A 15,538-nucleotide genomic window follows, 5' to 3' on the forward strand; every position below is an offset into this window, starting at 1 on the left:
GTTGGGGACCTCGTCATTTGTTCATGGCAAGTCCACAAGGGGGCTGCACAGTGGCGAAGGCGAAATTCGATCGCACGAAGCCGCACGTCAACATTGGCACCATCGGGCATGTTGACCACGGCAAGACCACGTTGACCGCGGCGATAACCAAGGTCTTGGCGCAGAAGTATCCGAGTTTGAATCGGGTGTCCGCGTTCGATCAGATCGATAAGGCGCCGGAGGAGAAGGCGCGTGGCATCACGATCAATATCGCGCATGTCGAATATCAAACGGAGCGTAGACATTACGCGCATGTGGATGCGCCGGGGCATGCGGATTATGTGAAGAACATGATCACCGGCGCGGCGCAGATGGACGGTGCGATTCTGGTCGTGGCCGCGACCGATGGGCCGATGCCACAGACCCGGGAGCACGTGCTGCTCGCCCGTCAGGTCGGGGTGCCCTATATCCTGGTCGCCTTGAACAAGGCCGATATGGTCGATGACGAGGAAATTCTGGAGCTCGTCGAGCTGGAAGTCCGGGATCTGTTGGCGGCCCAGGAATTCGACGAGGACGCTCCGGTGATCCGGGTCTCCGGTCTGAAGGCGCTGGAGGGTGATCCGGTGTGGCAGCAATCGATCGTCGAACTGCTCGATGCGGTCGACGAGGCGATTCCGGAGCCCGTGCGCGAGACCGATAAACCGTTCCTGATGCCGGTCGAGGATGTGGTCACGATTACCGGCCGCGGCACCGTGGTCACCGGCCGCATCGAGCGCGGCACCATCAAGCTCAATGATGAGGTCGAGATCATCGGTATCCGCGACAAGCGCACCAAAACGCACGTCACCGGCATCGAGATGTTCCACAAACTCCTCGATCAGGGCCAAGCGGGTGACGCCGTCGGATTGCTACTGCGCGGCGTTCGGCGCGAGGATGTGGAACGCGGTCAGGTGGTGGTGAAGCCCGGAACCATCACGCCCCATACCGTATTCGAAGGTCAGGTCTACATCCTGTCCAAAGATGAGGGCGGCCGGCACACGCCGTTCTTCAACAATTACCGCCCCCAGTTCTACTTTCGCACCACCGACGTCACCGGCGTGGTAACCCTGCCCAAGGGCACCGAAATGGTCATGCCCGGCGACAACACCGAAATGAAGGTCGAACTGATCCAACCCATAGCCATGGACGAAGGTCTCCGCTTCGCCATCCGCGAAGGCGGCCGCACCGTCGGCGCGGGCCGAGTTATTAAGATCCTCGAGTGATTTCCTGAGCGTGCCGAGCGGTGCCGCTTCGGATCCGCTCTCGCAGACCGGCTGCCCCAGGACTGCACCGCATCGAAAGGTGCGGTGCCGCTCGGGTTTTCAGTTCACAGTGCCCGGTTTCACGTACTCGGCGTGCAGTAGCGCTATAGGGGGCTGTACGCAGGCGTCCACATCGAATGGGAGAGTCACCGGGACAGTCTGATTCGGCGGATATACCAGCAGATATTCGGCCGGAGCGCGCTCGCAGTCGTATTTTCCCGCCTGGGTGTAGCGCACTGTCGCATGCGCGACCGCGCCGGGGCCGAGGATGACCGGTAGCGGCTCGCCTCCGGTGATCTGCTCGCCTCCGGGGCCGATCGACAGTGGCGGATCTCCGGCGGCCAGTGACACTCCTGGATAGCCGAAGAGCGTGCAGGTGCGGGCGCTGATATTCGTGAAGTCGACGGGTGCGTAGATGCTCCCGGCCGCCCCGCCCGCACTCTCCATCGATAGCGCGAGATCGGTGGCGGCACAGTACGGTGCGCCCGGGGGCGGCGTCTCGGCCGGCGGGCCGGTGGTGGCAGGTGTTGTCGCTCCGGGCACCGATGCCGCGGGGACCGATGGTCCGGGAATCGGTGTATGCGGAGTTGTCGCGACAGCGGGCCGCGTGATCATACTGGCCGATGGCGCGGGCGACGAACTCTCGCAGGCGGCCATCGGCAACGCCGCCACCAGGGCGGCCGCTGCTATCAGGCGCATATTCCCACGGTAACCGCCAAATAGGCGACTACGGACCACAACGCATCCGGGCATACGAACTTTTGGGCGAACTTCGCGCCGGTGCGGTAGCTGTACCCCTCCGAGTGGGTACTCGAACCCATGACCTCCGAGGTTATCGCGGGTCGGCATGGGTCGGCGCTAACGTCGAGCAAAGAGGTAAGACCGGTTGATCGGAGGAAGCATGAGCAATTCGGCCCTGGCCACCGCACTGGACGTCACCGAGGGCACGTGGACGCATGGCATGCCGTATCTCGCGCTCGGATTCGGACGTCCGCTGGTCTTCCTGCGGTGGTTCACCCCCGATCACGCCAATCCCACCGGATGGCTGCGACAGTCCGAGATCAGGACATTGGCCCCGCTCGCCGCGCATTTCCGGGTCTACGCGGTGAACCGCGCGCCCGGTATGGCCGAGGGCACGACGATGGCCGATATCGCCGCCGAGCACGCGCGGGCAATGCACGACGAATTCGGCGAACCCGTCGATGTTCTCGGCGTCTCCTCGGGTGGATCGCTGGCCCTGCAGCTCGCGGCCGACCACCCCGCCGCCGTCCGGCGACTGATCATCGCCTCATCGGGCTACACCCTGGAAAACGCCGCCCGCACTGCGCAGCTGCGCTACGGCGAGGCCGCCTATGCGGGCAAGCGCGGACTGCACCACATGGCCGGGGTCGCCTTCAAATCACCGATCGCGCAGCGCCTCGCCGCCGCGGGCATGTGGTTGGCCGATCCCCTCGCGCGCCCGCGGAATCCGGCCGACACCCTGGCCTTCATCCGTGCCGAGGACGCCTTCGACCTGATGGGTCGGCTCGGCGATATCACCGCGCCGACCCTGGTTCTCGGCGGTGACAGCGACAGCGCCTACAGCATGGAAAACTTCCGCCGCACCGCGGACGGAATCCCGAACTCGCGCTTGATCATCTACCCGCATACCACCCACTTGGGGGTCGTGAAGCGCTTCGTGCCCGATGTCGTCGCATTCCTCGCGGACTAGTCTGGGCAGTTGTTCGGCGCCGGATCGCCGCGCAAGCGGGCGTCGAGCCAGGAGAGCACCGCGGGTATCCCGAGCACGGCGGCACTCAGATGTTCGGGGGAGTAGGTGAGTTCGGCCTGCAGCGCGACGCCCGCGGCGCAATACCGCTGGTCGACATTGTCGATCGCGTCGACCGGAATGAGCGGATCGAACGGCGAATGCCATTCGAAGATCGGCATTCTCGGGAGGCCGTCGAAGAGTTCCAGACTGTTCTCCTCGACCACCGCCCTGGCATTCCGATCATCGGCCAGATGCATATTCCGCGCGTAATCGCGGGCACTGTGCCCAGCGCCGACGTAGAGGATTTCGTTGGTGCACGCGTTGGCTATCGCGGTGCGTGCCTCCAGCCCGCGTTGATTCAGGTAGTCGCTGATCGGAAAGCGGTACGGGTACTCCCGTTCCAGCCCGATACCGGCAGCCATCAACAGTCCGAATGCCGGATGCGGATCGGTGTTGACCCACTCCACCATTTTCACCAGGTTCATCGGTACGCCGCCGATCGCGGCACCCGCGATATCCAGTTCGGGCGCGTACCGCGGCGCCATCGCGGCGGCGAATGCGGTGGCCATTCCGCCGCCGGAATAGCCCGCCATCGCGATCCTGCTGTTCGCTGTTTCGAGTTCGGGAACCCGGCGAATGGCGCGAATACCGTCCAGGGTGATCTGGCCGCCGAGCCGGGCCGCGCCATAGGCGGAGTTCGGCCCGAGATGATCGGGCAGTGCAACGCTCCAGCCGTACAACAGCACCGCGTTGAGCAGCACCGCCTCGCGCAGCTGCAACGCCGGATCGGAGGTGTAGAGCACGCGCGACACCGTGCACTGCGTGCCGAGGCCGTTGATGATGTGCTGATAGGACAGGACCGGTCCATCGGGGACGTGCGAGCGCGGCGTCAGCATTGTGGTCGTCGCCGCGATGGGCTGTCCAGCGGAATTGGTCGAACGGAATTTGATCTGCGTGACCGTGGTTTCCGGGAAAACCAGCAGCGGTGGCAGTTGTCGCGTCGCGAGCACCTCACCCGGTCGCTTATTCGCCAGATCCCATGGTGCCGCATAGAAAGGGTCCGGGTCCGGGGTGGGGTAAATCGGTGTGGCTCGGGCTTCGGTACCGCCCAGGAATATTGTCGAGGCGCCGACCATGAGGCAGACGATCAATGCGCGCGTCGCGAGACCGGTGAGATCTCGAATGGTTCGATTGATCTGCACAAGCCGAAGGTCTATCACGCGCCCCGGAGGACATCGGTAAAGGCGCGCCTTTCAGTTATCCAGCCGAAAGAATGTTCAGCCGAGCTGCGTCATGCCCGCCGCGACCACCCGCGCGACATTGAAGATCTCATCCGCCGTCGGCAGCGGCACCCCGTCGAGCGCGTGCAGCCGATCGCTGCTGGCAATGGCGAACATCGCCGAGACCCAGGCGGCCGCGCAGGCACGCAGCGTCCCGGGCTGGACCGGAACGGGCGCGCTGGCCTGCAGCACCCCGGCGGTGATGTCGAGTAGTTGATCGCGCAGGCGGCGCAATTGGCGGCGGACATCGGGATGGGTATCGGCCTCGCGCCACATGATGACGCGCAGCACCGAGGAGTGGTGATCGCGCAGATTCAGCGCGGCATCGAGATTGACCAGGCTGGCCGCCGGATCGCCCGGCGCGACCACCCTGCCGATATCGCCGATCGGCTCCGCGGGCACCCGCTCGGCCATCAGCGTGGACAGGATCGAATCCTTGGTGGGGAAGTAATAGAAGACCAGGCCCTTGGGGACACCGGCAGCCTCGGCGATGGCCGCGGTCGCGGTCGCGTCGAATCCCTGTGCCGCGAAAAGCTTTTCCGAGGCATCGAGAATGAGCTGACGGGCGTCGCCGTCGACTTTCGCGCTACGGCGCCGCCCGCCTCGCCGGGGTTTCGGCATCTGCATCAGTGATGCGGCGCCATATCGTGCAGCCGACCCGATACCGTCGGCAACGCCGCCACCGCGACCACCACCGTCACCACACCCACTACCCATGCGGTCCAGGATGCGCCGCGGTAGTCGGTGTAGTTCATCGCCCATGGGGAGATGAACAGCAATGCGCCGAACAGGCCCATCGCATAGTCGGCGGCCGCCAGGGTCGCCCGGTACATCTGCGTCAGGCCGGTGAGGGCGATGAGCACGCCCAAGACGATCAACGACCACATGGCGTTGTCGTTCGTGTTCACCCACAGGGGTGACAGCGCGGTAAAGATGCCCAGCACAACGGCCAGGAAATCCTGCGCGCGACTTTCGGTGAACATGGTCTGCCTCCTCGGGCTCTGAATTGTTCTCCTAACTCAGATCTAACGCTGATTGACCGACCGATCAATGTAGATATGGATACGTTTGCGCACCGATCGGCGGGTGATCCGGTGTGGCGGCCCTCACTGCGGTGTGCGACCAAGCAAAGGTTAGGGTGAGCTTCGTGTCACCGTCAGTAACGGATGCCAACTCGACCCGGCGCCGGTTCGGCGTCAATGAAGGGAAGGCCGCATGAGCGAGCGAACCGTCACCACAGCGGGCTGGCCCGGTCATGCCGGAGCCGAGCGCAGCGAGGCGCGGGCATGACCGGGCCGATTGTGATCGTCGGAGCCGGTCTCGCTGGGCTGCGCACCGCCGAGGAGTTGCGTCGCGCCGGATACGAGGGCGAGCTGATCCTCATCGGCGAGGAGTCGCGGCTGCCCTACGACCGCCCGCCGCTGTCCAAGCAGTTCGTGCGCGGCGAGACCGACGACACCACCCTGCGGCCCGCCGAATTCTTCGACGAGAAGCAGATCGACCTGCGGCTGAATACCGAGGTGGTCGGCGTGGATACGGCCGCGCGCCAGGTGCGCCTGGCCGATGGCGGCACGCTCGACTACGACCAGCTGATCATCGCGACCGGTCTGCGGCCGCGCCGTCTGCCCGGACTGCCCGATCTGCGGGGTGTGCACGTCCTGCGCGGACATGCCGATGCCGCCGCGCTGCGCGCCGAATTGTCCGGCGCCGGTACCGCGCTGGTGGTCGGTGCCGGATTCATCGGCTGCGAACTCGCGGCGAGCTTCCGGGCCAGCGGCGTCGAGGTCGTCCTGGTCGAACCGCAGCCGACGCCGCTGGCCTCGGTGCTCGGCGAACAGATCGGCGCGCTGGTGGCCCGCATGCATCGCGCCGAGGGCGTCGACCTGCGCTGCGAGACCGGCCTGGACACCTTCCTCGCCGATGATGCCGAGCGGGTGCGTGGCGCCCTGCTCTCCGACGGCAGTGAGGTATCCGCCGATCTGGTGGTCATCGGCGTCGGATCGCGTCCGGTGACCGAATGGCTCGCCGATTCCGGTATCGAGCTCGCCGAACCCGCGGCCGGTGGCGGTGTGCTCGCCGATGAGGTGGGCCGCACCTCGGTCGACGGGGTGTGGGCGGTCGGCGATGTGGCCGCCTGGCTGCACGAGACCGGGCTGCGCAAGCGCGTCGAGCATTGGACCAATGCGGGTGAGCAGGCGAAGCTGCTGGCCTGCGCGCTGCTGGGCGCCGAACCGCCGACCGCGGCGCGGGTGCCGTACTTCTGGAGCGATCAGTACGACGTGAAGATCCAGGCCCTCGGCACCCCGAGCGCCAATGACGATATCCACATCGTCGCCGACGACGGCCGCAAATTCCTCGCCTACTACTCCCAGCACGGCAATCTGACCGGTGTGGTCGGCGCGGGCATGACCGGCCAGGTGATGAAGGTTCGCGCGAAGATCGCCGCGAATGCGCCGATCGCGGATCTGCTCGCGGCCACACCGTAGCGATTGCTTGCAGGTCGCTCGAAAGGATCAGTCGTAGCGATTGCTCGCGTGGGCGCTCGATACCACCAGCCCGGCGGCCGAGTAGGGCGTGATGGTCGGCTGTAATACGGTGGTCGGGTGATCGTCGCGCTCATCGATTCCGGGCTGGGGTTGCTGCCCACGGCCGCCTGGCTGCGCAAGCTGCGGCCGGATGTCGACCTGCTGCTGCGGTTGGACCCGGATGGCGCGCCGTGGGGACCCAAACCCGAGCAGTGGGTGACCGACCGGGTGGTCGACGCCGCGCGGAGTTCGGTGCAACTCGGGGCGGAGGTGATCGTGCTGCCGTGCAATACCGCCAGCGTCACCGCGCTGGACCAGGTGCGCGCGGAGGTCGGGCCCGGCGTCCCGGTGATCGGCACCGTTCCGGCGATCAAACCGGCTGCGGCGGTCTGCAAGTCGGTCGCGGTATGGGCCACCGCGGCCACCACCGCCAGTCGGTATCAGGCAGATCTGATCGCCCGCTTCGGCGGTGATGCGAAGGTGGTCGGCATCGCCTGTCACGGTTTGGCGGATTCGATCGATCGCGGTGACCTGGTCGCGGCCCGCGATTCGATCGCGCGCGCGGCCGAACAGACTCCGGACGATGTCGAGGGCGTGGTGCTCGGTTGCACCCACTACCCGCTGGTCATCGATGCCATCGTCGCCGCACTGCCCGATGGCGTTCGGCTCTTCGACAGCGCGCAAGCCGTTGCGGCACAGACGATTCGGCGCATGGACGCGCTCGGCAGGCCGACCACCGGCGATGGTTCGGTGCGGGTGCTCAACAGTGGTAGGCCGGGCGAATTGCCGGTCAGCGCAGCGGCTTTCGAATCGGGACGAATCCTGGGAGCGCAGGGATAGCAACGATGGCCGCAACCCCACCGACCGCCGCCGCGGTGCGTGCGGCGTTGGCCGAGGTCGCCGACCCCGCCGATGTCGGCCAGCTGGCGCGGTTCTTCAAGACCGGACCCGGTGAGTACGGCGAGGGTGATGTCTTCATCGGTGTGCGGGTGCCCGTCACCCGATCGATCGCGAAACGCTTTGCGGCACTTCCACTCGATGAGATCGATGTGCTGCTCGACAGTGCCGTGCACGAGGAACGGCTGGCCGCGCTGGTCATCCTCAATGCCAGATTCGCCAAGGCGAGCAAACCGCGCACGCTCGATACCGATGGGCAGTCGGCGATGGTCGAGCTCTATCTTGCCGCGGTGCGCCGGGGCCGGGTGAACAACTGGGATCTGGTCGACGTCTCCGCCGAGAACGTCATCGGCCCCTGGCTGCTCGATCGGCCACGCGACCTGCTCTTCGAACTAGCGCGCGCGGACTCCCTCTGGGAGCGCCGGGTGGCACTGCTGTCGACCTTCGCCTTCATCAAGGCGGGTGATGCCTCGACCACCTTCGAACTCTGCGAACAACTCTTCGACGACCGCCGCGATCTGATCCAGAAGGCGCTCGGCTGGATGCTGCGCGAGGTCGGCAAGCGCGTCGACGAGCGACTGCTGACCGGCTTCCTCGACAAGCATGCGGCCGCTATGGGCCGCACCGCACTGAGCTATGCGACCGAGCGCCTCGATCCCGCCCTCCGCGTCCACTACCGCGGACTGTAACCGGTTGCGCCGGATCAGAATTGGATGCGCAGGTGGTCGGTGACCGGATGCGCCTGGCAGCCGAGGATATAGCCGTTCTCGATATCCTCGGGATCGAGGATCTCGGCATTGTCCATTTCGACCTTGCCCTCGAGCACCGTGCACGCGCAGGAACCGCATTCGCCCTCCTGGCAGGAATACGGCACATCCAGCCCCTTGGACAGCATGATGTCGACCAGGGTCTGCTTGCGCGGCCACGTCAGCTCGTGCACCTCGCCGTCGAGTTCGACCTCGACGGTGGCCGCGTCGGCGGCTTCCTCGTCGGTCACCTCGACCGGCGCCTGATCCGCGAACGGGTCTCCCGCAAGGGAATTGAACACCTCCGCGTGCGTGCGCGAACGCGGCACGTCGAGTCGGGCCAGCGCATCGTGCACCCGGTCCATGAACGGCTTCGGCCCGCACATGAAGGCGTGGTAGCCCGCATACGGCGCGACCAGCGCGGCCAAACCGTCGGCGGTCGGCAGTCCCTGCAGGTGCTCGAGCCAGTGGATCACGACGAGCCGCTGTGGATGCTTCTCGGCCAATTCGCGCAGCTCGCCTGCGAAGATCACCGATTCGTGATCCCGATTGGCGTACACCAGCACAATTCGGCCGTTCCCGCGGGCCAGCGCCGACTTCAGGATGGACATCACCGGCGTGATGCCGCTGCCTGCGCCGAACAGCAGTAGATCGTCGTCGAGGTTCTTCGGCGTGAAAACGCCCGATGGGGGCAGTACTTCGAGCTGGTCGCCCGCTTTGACGTTGTCGCAGACCCAATTCGATCCGTAGCCGCCCACGGTGCGCTTGACGGTCACCTTGGGTCGGTCGTCGGTGTGCGGTGAGCTTGCCAATGAATAGCAGCGCGCCACCGAGCCGGTGAGGTCGCTCGGGATGCGCAGCGTGAGGAACTGGCCCGGCTGGTAGTCGAAACGTTCGCGCAGTTCGTCGGGCACGTCGAAGACCAGCGAACAGGTGTCGGCCGTTTCGGCGATGACCGCGGATACCCGCAGCACGACCGAACGCGAACCGTGTGGAACTTCGACGGTGGTCATCTTGTCCTCTCGAACACAACCAAAACTAGAACGTGTTTCAGTTTCATCGTACGTCGGGATCGGGCTGACGGACAAGCTGGGCCTGCAGACCATCGATCAGCACTTCCATGCCGAAGTCGTAGGCGTACTTCCCGCGCAGGTCCGCCATGTATTTGGTGGCCCGCTCCACCGACTCCGGCAGTGCCACCTCCGATAGCGGCGACCGGTCGCGCGGATTCACCCGCCTGCGGCCGAACAGGTAGGTGTGGATCGTCGCGTACCCGGCCAGCACATTGCGGTCGTTGAAACCCGCCTCGAACAGGATCTCCATGATGGCGGCGATCAGATCGAGCTGTTTGCCCAGCATCTGCTCGATCAGCACATCGCCGAGTCCTGGATGTTTGCGCAGCTTGTCGTCGATCTGGTCGATCAGATCGCGAAGGCGGTGCTGCCACGGCCCGGAATCGGGCGGTGGCTTGCGAACTCCGGTCAGTGCCGCGCTGGCGACGAGGTCGAGCAGCTCGCGCTTATCGGCGACGTAGTAATACGGCGCCATCGGCGAAACTCCGAGTTCGCGGGAGAGCCGACGCATCGACAGTTTCTCCACGCCGTCCTCGCGCACCACGCGCAACGCGGCCTCGACGATCTCGGATTCCGACAGTGTCCTATTTGCGGCGCTCCCAGGCCCTCCGTGGTTACGCAAGCTCCCGCCTCCGGACCTTGAGCTCGCACCGCGGGGTCCTATTTGCGGCGTTCCCGGGCCCTACCTGATTACGCAAGCTGCTGCCTCCGGGCCTCGAGCTCGCACCGCGGGGTGTAGCCGCCCCCGCTCGTCTGCATTCGTCCGACTCCCATGCCACCTCTACCGCCGCGGGCGATGTCGCCCGACATGTCCTGTTCAGCTGCTTGCCACCCGCAGTCTAGAGCGCGCGGTCGCGGCTCGGTCGGCGTGTGTGGGCAGGCAAACCTGCGGCGACGCCCGGGGGCGCGCCGGCCGGATTGGCTCTGGTGTAATTCACGTACTGAAACGTGTTCCATTTTGTCAGCTCGTGACGTTATCGTGTGAGCACGGCCGCGCTCGTGGCCGGGGTAACTGGTCGCATCTCGGAGGTAGGCATGCCGGAGCACGGATCCATCGGACACACCGATACCGACAACACCGGACGGATCGCGACGATCGAGTCCAGGTCGATCGAGGAGACGCCGCTGATCGAAGAGACCCTCATCGAAGAGGTCTCCATCGACGGTATGTGCGGCGTCTACTGACCGGCGGTGCGACCATGCTCGATCTCGATACCCGATGGGAGCCGCATCCGCGGGTGGCGCTGCGGCCGGAGTCGTTCGGTGCGCTGCTCTACCACTTCGGCACGCGCAAACTCTCCTTCCTGAAGAGTCCGCGGATCCTCGAGATCGTGCGGTCGCTGCCCGCGCATGTCTCGGCGCGCGCGGCGCTGCGGGCGGCGGGCGTCTCGGACGACCTCGCCGGGCCGTATGTGCGCGCCTTGGCGCAGTTGGCCGATTCGGACATGATCAGGCAGGCCGCGCCGGGCAGTGCGCCAACGCCGATGCCCGCACCACTTCCGCTGGCCGGGCAGCCGCGAGCTGGCGCGGGTGGGCGGCTGATCGATGAGTTCGAAACCGGTTCGGTCGCACCGATCTGCCTGACGTGGGAGCTGACCTACGCCTGCAATTTGTCCTGTGTGCACTGTCTGTCCTCTTCTGGCCGCCGCGATCCGCGCGAGCTGAGCACCGAGCAGTGCAAGGCGCTGATCGACGAGTTCGAACGCATGCAGATCTTCTATGTGAACATCGGCGGCGGCGAACCCACTGTGCGCCAGGACTTCTGGGAGCTGGTCGACTACGCGACCGCGCACCATGTCGGAGTGAAGTTCTCCACCAATGGAGTTCGCATCACGCCGGAGGTCGCCGCGCGCCTGGCCGCCAGTGACTATGTGGACGTACAGATTTCGTTGGATGGCGCGGACGCCGAGGTCAACGATGCGGTGCGCGGACCGGGGTCCTACGCCATGGCGATCCGGGCATGGGAGAATCTGGCGGCGGCCGGATTCACCGACGCGAAGCTGTCGGTGGTCGCGACCCGGCACAATATCGCTCAGCTCGACGAGTTCAAGGCGATTGCCGATAAGTACGGCGCCACACTGCGTTTGACGCGGCTGCGGCCATCGGGTCGGGGTGCGGATGTCTGGGACGAACTGCATCCGCTTGCGCAACAGCAACGGGTGCTCTACGACTGGCTGGTGCGCAATGGCGAGGGCGTGCTCACCGGCGATTCGTTCTTCCACCTCTCCGCATTCGGCCAGGCGCTGCCCGGCCTGAACATGTGCGGTGCGGGCCGGGTGGTCTGCCTGGTGGATCCGGTCGGCGACGTGTACGCCTGTCCCTTCGCGATTCACGACAGGTTCCGTGCCGGAAATGTGGTGGCGGACGGCGGTTTCCGCACCGTCTGGCGGGAATCGGAACTCTTCGCCGAACTGCGCGAGCCCACCGGTGGCGGCGCGTGCTCGGGCTGCGCCCACTACGACTCCTGCCGCGGCGGTTGCATGGCGGCGAAGTTCTTCACCGGACTGCCCGCGGATGGACCCGACCCGGAGTGCGTGCAGGGCTACGGCGAGGCGGCGCTGGCCGACGCCGGACGGATGATCCCGCGCTCGTCGGTCGACCACTCGCGCCGATCCGCGCCGAGTCGACCCGGATCGCGTAAGTCGGGCCCGATTCCGCTGACGCTGTCGATATCTCGCCCCGCTATTGAACGCACATCGCCGCAGCGGCGACCCGCGCGCGCCTGCGATGAGAGTCCCCTGACATGATTTCGAGCCGGTAGCCAGTTATGTGCTGTGTGATCAATCGACGATGGCTATCGAGTGGCAAATCAATGATTGCCAGCTCGTTGCCGGATGCCTTCGGCGAGTCGCTCGCGACCCGCCGGAAAGCCGTGTCGGGAGATAGCCCGCCCCGCGGGCGTATTCGTACGGAATTCGGTCCTTTTTTCCGGACTGATGATGCCAATGCGCGAATCTCCGCCTAGCATGCCAGGAATGCGCCATGATCGCCTGCCCGATGGATTCGGGGTGCGGATCGATCCACGGGTACGCGCATACTCCGGGGGACGCATCTTGATCGGGGGTTCGCCCGCCCGGTTGCTGCGACTTGCCCCGGAGGCCGCCGAGATGATCGGCGACGGGTACCTCGAGGTCACCGGCCCGAAGTCCGCCGTTGTTGCCAGACGGCTGCTCGACTCCGGTGTCGCTAATCCACGTCCCCAGCTGCTGCCCTCGCTCGATGACGTCACCGTGATCGTGCCCCTGCACAACAACACCGACGGGCTGGCCCGACTGCTCGCGGCCCTGCGCGGGCACAATGTGATCGTCGTCGACGACGGTTCGGATCAGCCCGTCCAGATCCCGCGCAACCGTGGCACCCGCTGCCGGGTGACGGTGCTGCGCCACGACCGCAGACAGGGCCCGGCCGCCGCGCGCAATGCCGGATTGCGGGCCGCGACAACCGACTTCGTCGCGTTTCTGGACTCCGACGTGGTCCCGCGCAGCGGCTGGCTCGAGGTGATGCTGGGGCATTTCAGCGATCCGGAGGTGGCGCTGGTCGCGCCCCGGATCGTCACACTCGATCCGGAGTCGAACGCGCTGGCGCGCTATGAACACACTCGCTCCTCACTCGATCTCGGTCGGCGCGAATCGGCCGTGCAGTCGCGCGGGCTGGTGTCGTATGTGCCCAGCGCCGCGCTGCTGGTGCGGCGCAGGGCGCTGCTGGCCGAGGGCGGATTCGACGAGTCGATGCAGGTGGCCGAGGACGTCGATCTGTGCTGGCGGTTGGAGCAGGCGCGCTGGCGGCTGCGCTATGAGCCCGCGGCGCACGTGGCGCACGACAGTCGAATTTCATTCCGTGCCTGGTTCGGTCGCAAGCTCTTCTACGGCACCGGCGCCGCACCGCTCGGCGAGCGGCATCCGGGCATGGTGACGCCGCTGTCGATGCCGCTCTGGACGGCGGTGGCGACCCTACTGTTCGCCACGCTGACGAAATGGGGACTGCTCGGCGGATTGGTCACCATGGTGACCGCGCTGGCGCGACTACACCGGGTATTCACCGGACTGGACAACCCGACGCGAATCGCGGCGATCTATCTGGCGCGCGGCTACTTCGCGGGTATCTGGCGGCTGGCCTCTGCCATGTGCCGACATTATTGGCCGATCACCATGGTGGCGATGCTGCTGTCGCGGCGGGTTCGGCGCATCGCGGTCACCATGGCGGTCGCGGATGGCTTCGCCGACTGGTTCACCCACCGGGACGCGGGCGGCCTCGACCCGTTCCGCTATGTGGCCTACAAGCGGATGGACGATATCGCGTACGGAACCGGCTTGTGGCTGGGCGCATTCCGCGCCCGCAGCCTGGAGTCGCTCAAGCCGAGTACGCCCCGGAGCTGAATCGAATGTGTGATGGCTTTACCTCTCGATGAGCTGATGTAGATGGTCGATACGCTGATCGTCGGTGGTGGCACGGCCGGTTGCGTCCTGGCGGCCAGGCTGAGCGAGGATCCGGACCATAGTGTGCGGCTGGTCGAGGCCGGTCCGGTGTCGATCGATGCCGCGCAACTGCTCGACGCGACCCGAATGCCGATCGGCCCCGAATCGACCGTGGTGTGGCGCTATCCCGTTGACCTCACCGACAGCGTTGTCGGAAATATCGTGCGCGGCAGGGTGATCGGTGGATCGGGCGCGATCAACGGCGGCTATTTCGTGCGCGCGACGGCGGCCGATTTCACGGCGTGGAGCAAGGAACTGGACGGCACGGCGAGCTGGTCCTTCGATGCGGTGCTGCCCGCCTATCGCCGACTCGAGCGCGATCACGATTACGGCGATCGGCCGGGGCACGGCACGACCGGGCCGATACCGGTGCGCCGCACCGCCGACCCGACACCGCTGAGTCGCGAATTCGCCTCGGCCTGTGCGGCACTCGGCCTTGCCTCGATTCCCGACCTGAACGCGCTGCCCGGAGCCGCTCCGGCCGAAGGCTGCGGACCGGTGCCGTGCAATATCGAGCACGGCAGGCGGGTCGACACCGGGACGGCCTATCTTGGGCCCGCGCTCGCCCGGCCGAACCTCACGGTCACCGGCGCGATGGTGGTGACTCGCATCCGTTTCCACGGCACCCGCGCCGTCGGCGTCGACTACCTGCACGAGGGCAGGGCGGGCACGCTCGCGGCCGATCGCATCGTGCTGTGTGCGGGCGCCATCGAATCCGCCGCGCTGTTGCTGCGCTCCGGTATCGGCGATCCGCGGCAGTTGCGGGCGCTGGATATTCCGGTGCTGCATCCCGCGCCGGTCGGCGCGTGGTTCAGTGATCATCCCGAGATCGGCATCGAGTATCGCAGTGCTCCGGCGCTCGCGAGCGGCGCTGGTATCCCGCTGGAATATGTGCTGGAACTCGACGATGTCGAAATCCGTCCGTACGCCGTATCGTTTACCCCGTATATCCATCGTTTAGGCGTTGCGCTCATGCGTCCGCGATCCGAAGGGGTGCTCCGGCTGCGTTCCGCTGATCCCACCGTCGCGCCGCTCATCGATTTCCGCTACTTATCGGCGGCCACCGATCGGATTCGATTGCGCGAAGCGGTGACCATCGCGCTCGAGGTATTGCACGGAATCCCGATCCTGCGCGCGCCGGAATCGATACCGGAACCCGCCGATGCGTGGCTGCACGCGAATCTGGCTACCTCTCAACATCTATCGGGAACCTGCCGAATGGGCGGTGCGGACGACGAACGCGCAGTGGTCGACGAGCGGTGCCGAGTGCACGGTACGACCGGCTTATCCGTGGTGGATCTTTCCGTGGTGCCGGTGCCGCTGAGCCGCGGTCCGAAGGCGACAACGGTAATGATCGCCGAACGCGTCAGCGAATATCTCACCTAAGGATCTGAAAGACGGGTAGGTCACATTTGTACGAGGTCTGAACGGGATGTGAGCTGGCGGACAAACCAAGACAACCGCCCTTGTCAGGTAATGCGCGCCGGTAAAGTTTGGGGCGGAAAGAAAGGC

The 15,538-nt window shown here is 65.9% G+C and carries 15 protein-coding genes; 9 read left to right on the forward strand and 6 right to left on the reverse strand.

The window, feature by feature from the left end; genetic code table 11:
• Window positions 1–50 precede the first annotated feature (50 nt).
• Window positions 51–1,241: an elongation factor Tu gene (gene tuf, locus ACQP0C_RS05315; RefSeq protein ID WP_433731074.1), complete on the forward strand. Its 1,191-nt coding sequence runs from the start codon at window positions 51–53 to the stop codon at window positions 1,239–1,241.
• Between the two features lie 99 nt (window positions 1,242–1,340).
• On the opposite strand, the gene ACQP0C_RS05320 is transcribed toward tuf, so the two are convergent.
• A complete protein-coding gene (locus ACQP0C_RS05320) occupies window positions 1,341–1,979 on the reverse strand; it encodes a DUF4232 domain-containing protein (RefSeq protein WP_433731076.1) in 639 nt (212 codons plus the stop codon).
• Window positions 1,980–2,181: 202 nt separating this feature from the next.
• Here ACQP0C_RS05320 and ACQP0C_RS05325 point away from each other — a divergent pair, with 202 nt between their 5' ends.
• A complete protein-coding gene (locus ACQP0C_RS05325; protein WP_433731078.1) occupies window positions 2,182–2,991 on the forward strand; it encodes an alpha/beta fold hydrolase in 810 nt (269 codons plus the stop codon).
• Here ACQP0C_RS05325 and ACQP0C_RS05330 read toward each other — a convergent pair.
• From ACQP0C_RS05330 to ACQP0C_RS05340, 3 genes are all read right to left on the reverse strand, one after another.
• Window positions 2,988–4,166, reverse strand: coding sequence for a lipase family protein (locus ACQP0C_RS05330; RefSeq protein WP_433734444.1), 1,179 nt, complete (start codon window positions 4,164–4,166; stop codon window positions 2,988–2,990). The two genes, ACQP0C_RS05325 and ACQP0C_RS05330, sit on opposite strands and share 4 nt — an antisense overlap.
• A 141-nt stretch (window positions 4,167–4,307) precedes the next feature.
• Window positions 4,308–4,931, reverse strand: a complete 624-nt coding sequence (locus ACQP0C_RS05335; RefSeq protein ID WP_433731080.1) for a TetR/AcrR family transcriptional regulator — start codon at window positions 4,929–4,931, stop codon at window positions 4,308–4,310.
• Window positions 4,932–4,936: 5 nt separating this feature from the next.
• Window positions 4,937–5,293 carry an SPW repeat domain-containing protein gene (locus ACQP0C_RS05340; protein ID WP_433731082.1) on the reverse strand — a complete coding sequence of 119 codons (357 nt, stop codon included), beginning with the start codon at window positions 5,291–5,293 and terminating at the stop codon, window positions 4,937–4,939.
• Window positions 5,294–5,596: 303 nt separating this feature from the next.
• On the opposite strand from ACQP0C_RS05340, the gene ACQP0C_RS05345 reads away from it, so the two are divergent.
• The 3 genes from ACQP0C_RS05345 (at window position 5,597) to ACQP0C_RS05355 (ending at window position 8,421) form a co-directional block, all read left to right on the forward strand.
• Window positions 5,597–6,796, forward strand: coding sequence for an NAD(P)/FAD-dependent oxidoreductase (locus tag ACQP0C_RS05345; RefSeq protein ID WP_433731084.1), 1,200 nt, complete (start codon window positions 5,597–5,599; stop codon window positions 6,794–6,796).
• 117 nt (window positions 6,797–6,913) lie between these two features.
• Window positions 6,914–7,675, forward strand: a complete 762-nt coding sequence (locus ACQP0C_RS05350; protein WP_433731086.1) for a glutamate racemase — start codon at window positions 6,914–6,916, stop codon at window positions 7,673–7,675.
• Window positions 7,676–7,680: 5 nt separating this feature from the next.
• Window positions 7,681–8,421 (forward strand): DNA alkylation repair protein, encoded by a 741-nt coding sequence (locus tag ACQP0C_RS05355; RefSeq protein ID WP_433731088.1) that lies wholly within the window; start codon window positions 7,681–7,683, stop codon window positions 8,419–8,421.
• A 14-nt stretch (window positions 8,422–8,435) separates the two neighbouring features.
• Here the strand turns inward: ACQP0C_RS05355 and ACQP0C_RS05360 are convergent, their stop codons facing one another.
• Complete coding sequence (locus ACQP0C_RS05360; RefSeq protein WP_433731090.1) at window positions 8,436–9,491, reverse strand: 2Fe-2S iron-sulfur cluster-binding protein; 1,056 nt, start codon at window positions 9,489–9,491, stop codon at window positions 8,436–8,438.
• A 43-nt stretch (window positions 9,492–9,534) separates the two neighbouring features.
• Window positions 9,535–10,173 carry a mycofactocin system transcriptional regulator MftR2 gene (gene mftR2, locus ACQP0C_RS05365; protein ID WP_433731092.1) on the reverse strand — a complete coding sequence of 213 codons (639 nt, stop codon included), beginning with the start codon at window positions 10,171–10,173 and terminating at the stop codon, window positions 9,535–9,537.
• A 473-nt stretch (window positions 10,174–10,646) separates the two neighbouring features.
• Here mftR2 and mftA point away from each other — a divergent pair, with 473 nt between their 5' ends.
• The 4 genes from mftA to mftG all read left to right on the forward strand — a co-directional run bounded on the left by mftA (window position 10,647) and on the right by mftG (window position 15,412).
• Entirely contained in the window at window positions 10,647–10,736 is a 90-nt protein-coding gene (mftA, locus tag ACQP0C_RS05370; RefSeq protein WP_433734445.1) for a mycofactocin precursor MftA, read from the forward strand.
• Between the two features lie 14 nt (window positions 10,737–10,750).
• Window positions 10,751–12,298 carry a mycofactocin radical SAM maturase gene (gene mftC, locus ACQP0C_RS05375; protein ID WP_433734446.1) on the forward strand — a complete coding sequence of 516 codons (1,548 nt, stop codon included), beginning with the start codon at window positions 10,751–10,753 and terminating at the stop codon, window positions 12,296–12,298.
• Between the two features lie 228 nt (window positions 12,299–12,526).
• On the forward strand, window positions 12,527–13,927 hold the full coding sequence (mftF, locus tag ACQP0C_RS05380) for a mycofactocin biosynthesis glycosyltransferase MftF (RefSeq protein ID WP_433731094.1): 1,401 nt from the start codon (window positions 12,527–12,529) through the stop codon (window positions 13,925–13,927).
• 42 nt (window positions 13,928–13,969) lie between these two features.
• On the forward strand, window positions 13,970–15,412 hold the full coding sequence (mftG, locus tag ACQP0C_RS05385; protein WP_433731096.1) for a mycofactocin dehydrogenase MftG: 1,443 nt from the start codon (window positions 13,970–13,972) through the stop codon (window positions 15,410–15,412).
• Window positions 15,413–15,538 lie beyond the last annotated feature (126 nt).

This window comes from Nocardia sp. CA-129566, assembly GCF_050956075.1.
Taxonomy (GTDB): domain Bacteria; phylum Actinomycetota; class Actinomycetes; order Mycobacteriales; family Mycobacteriaceae; genus Nocardia.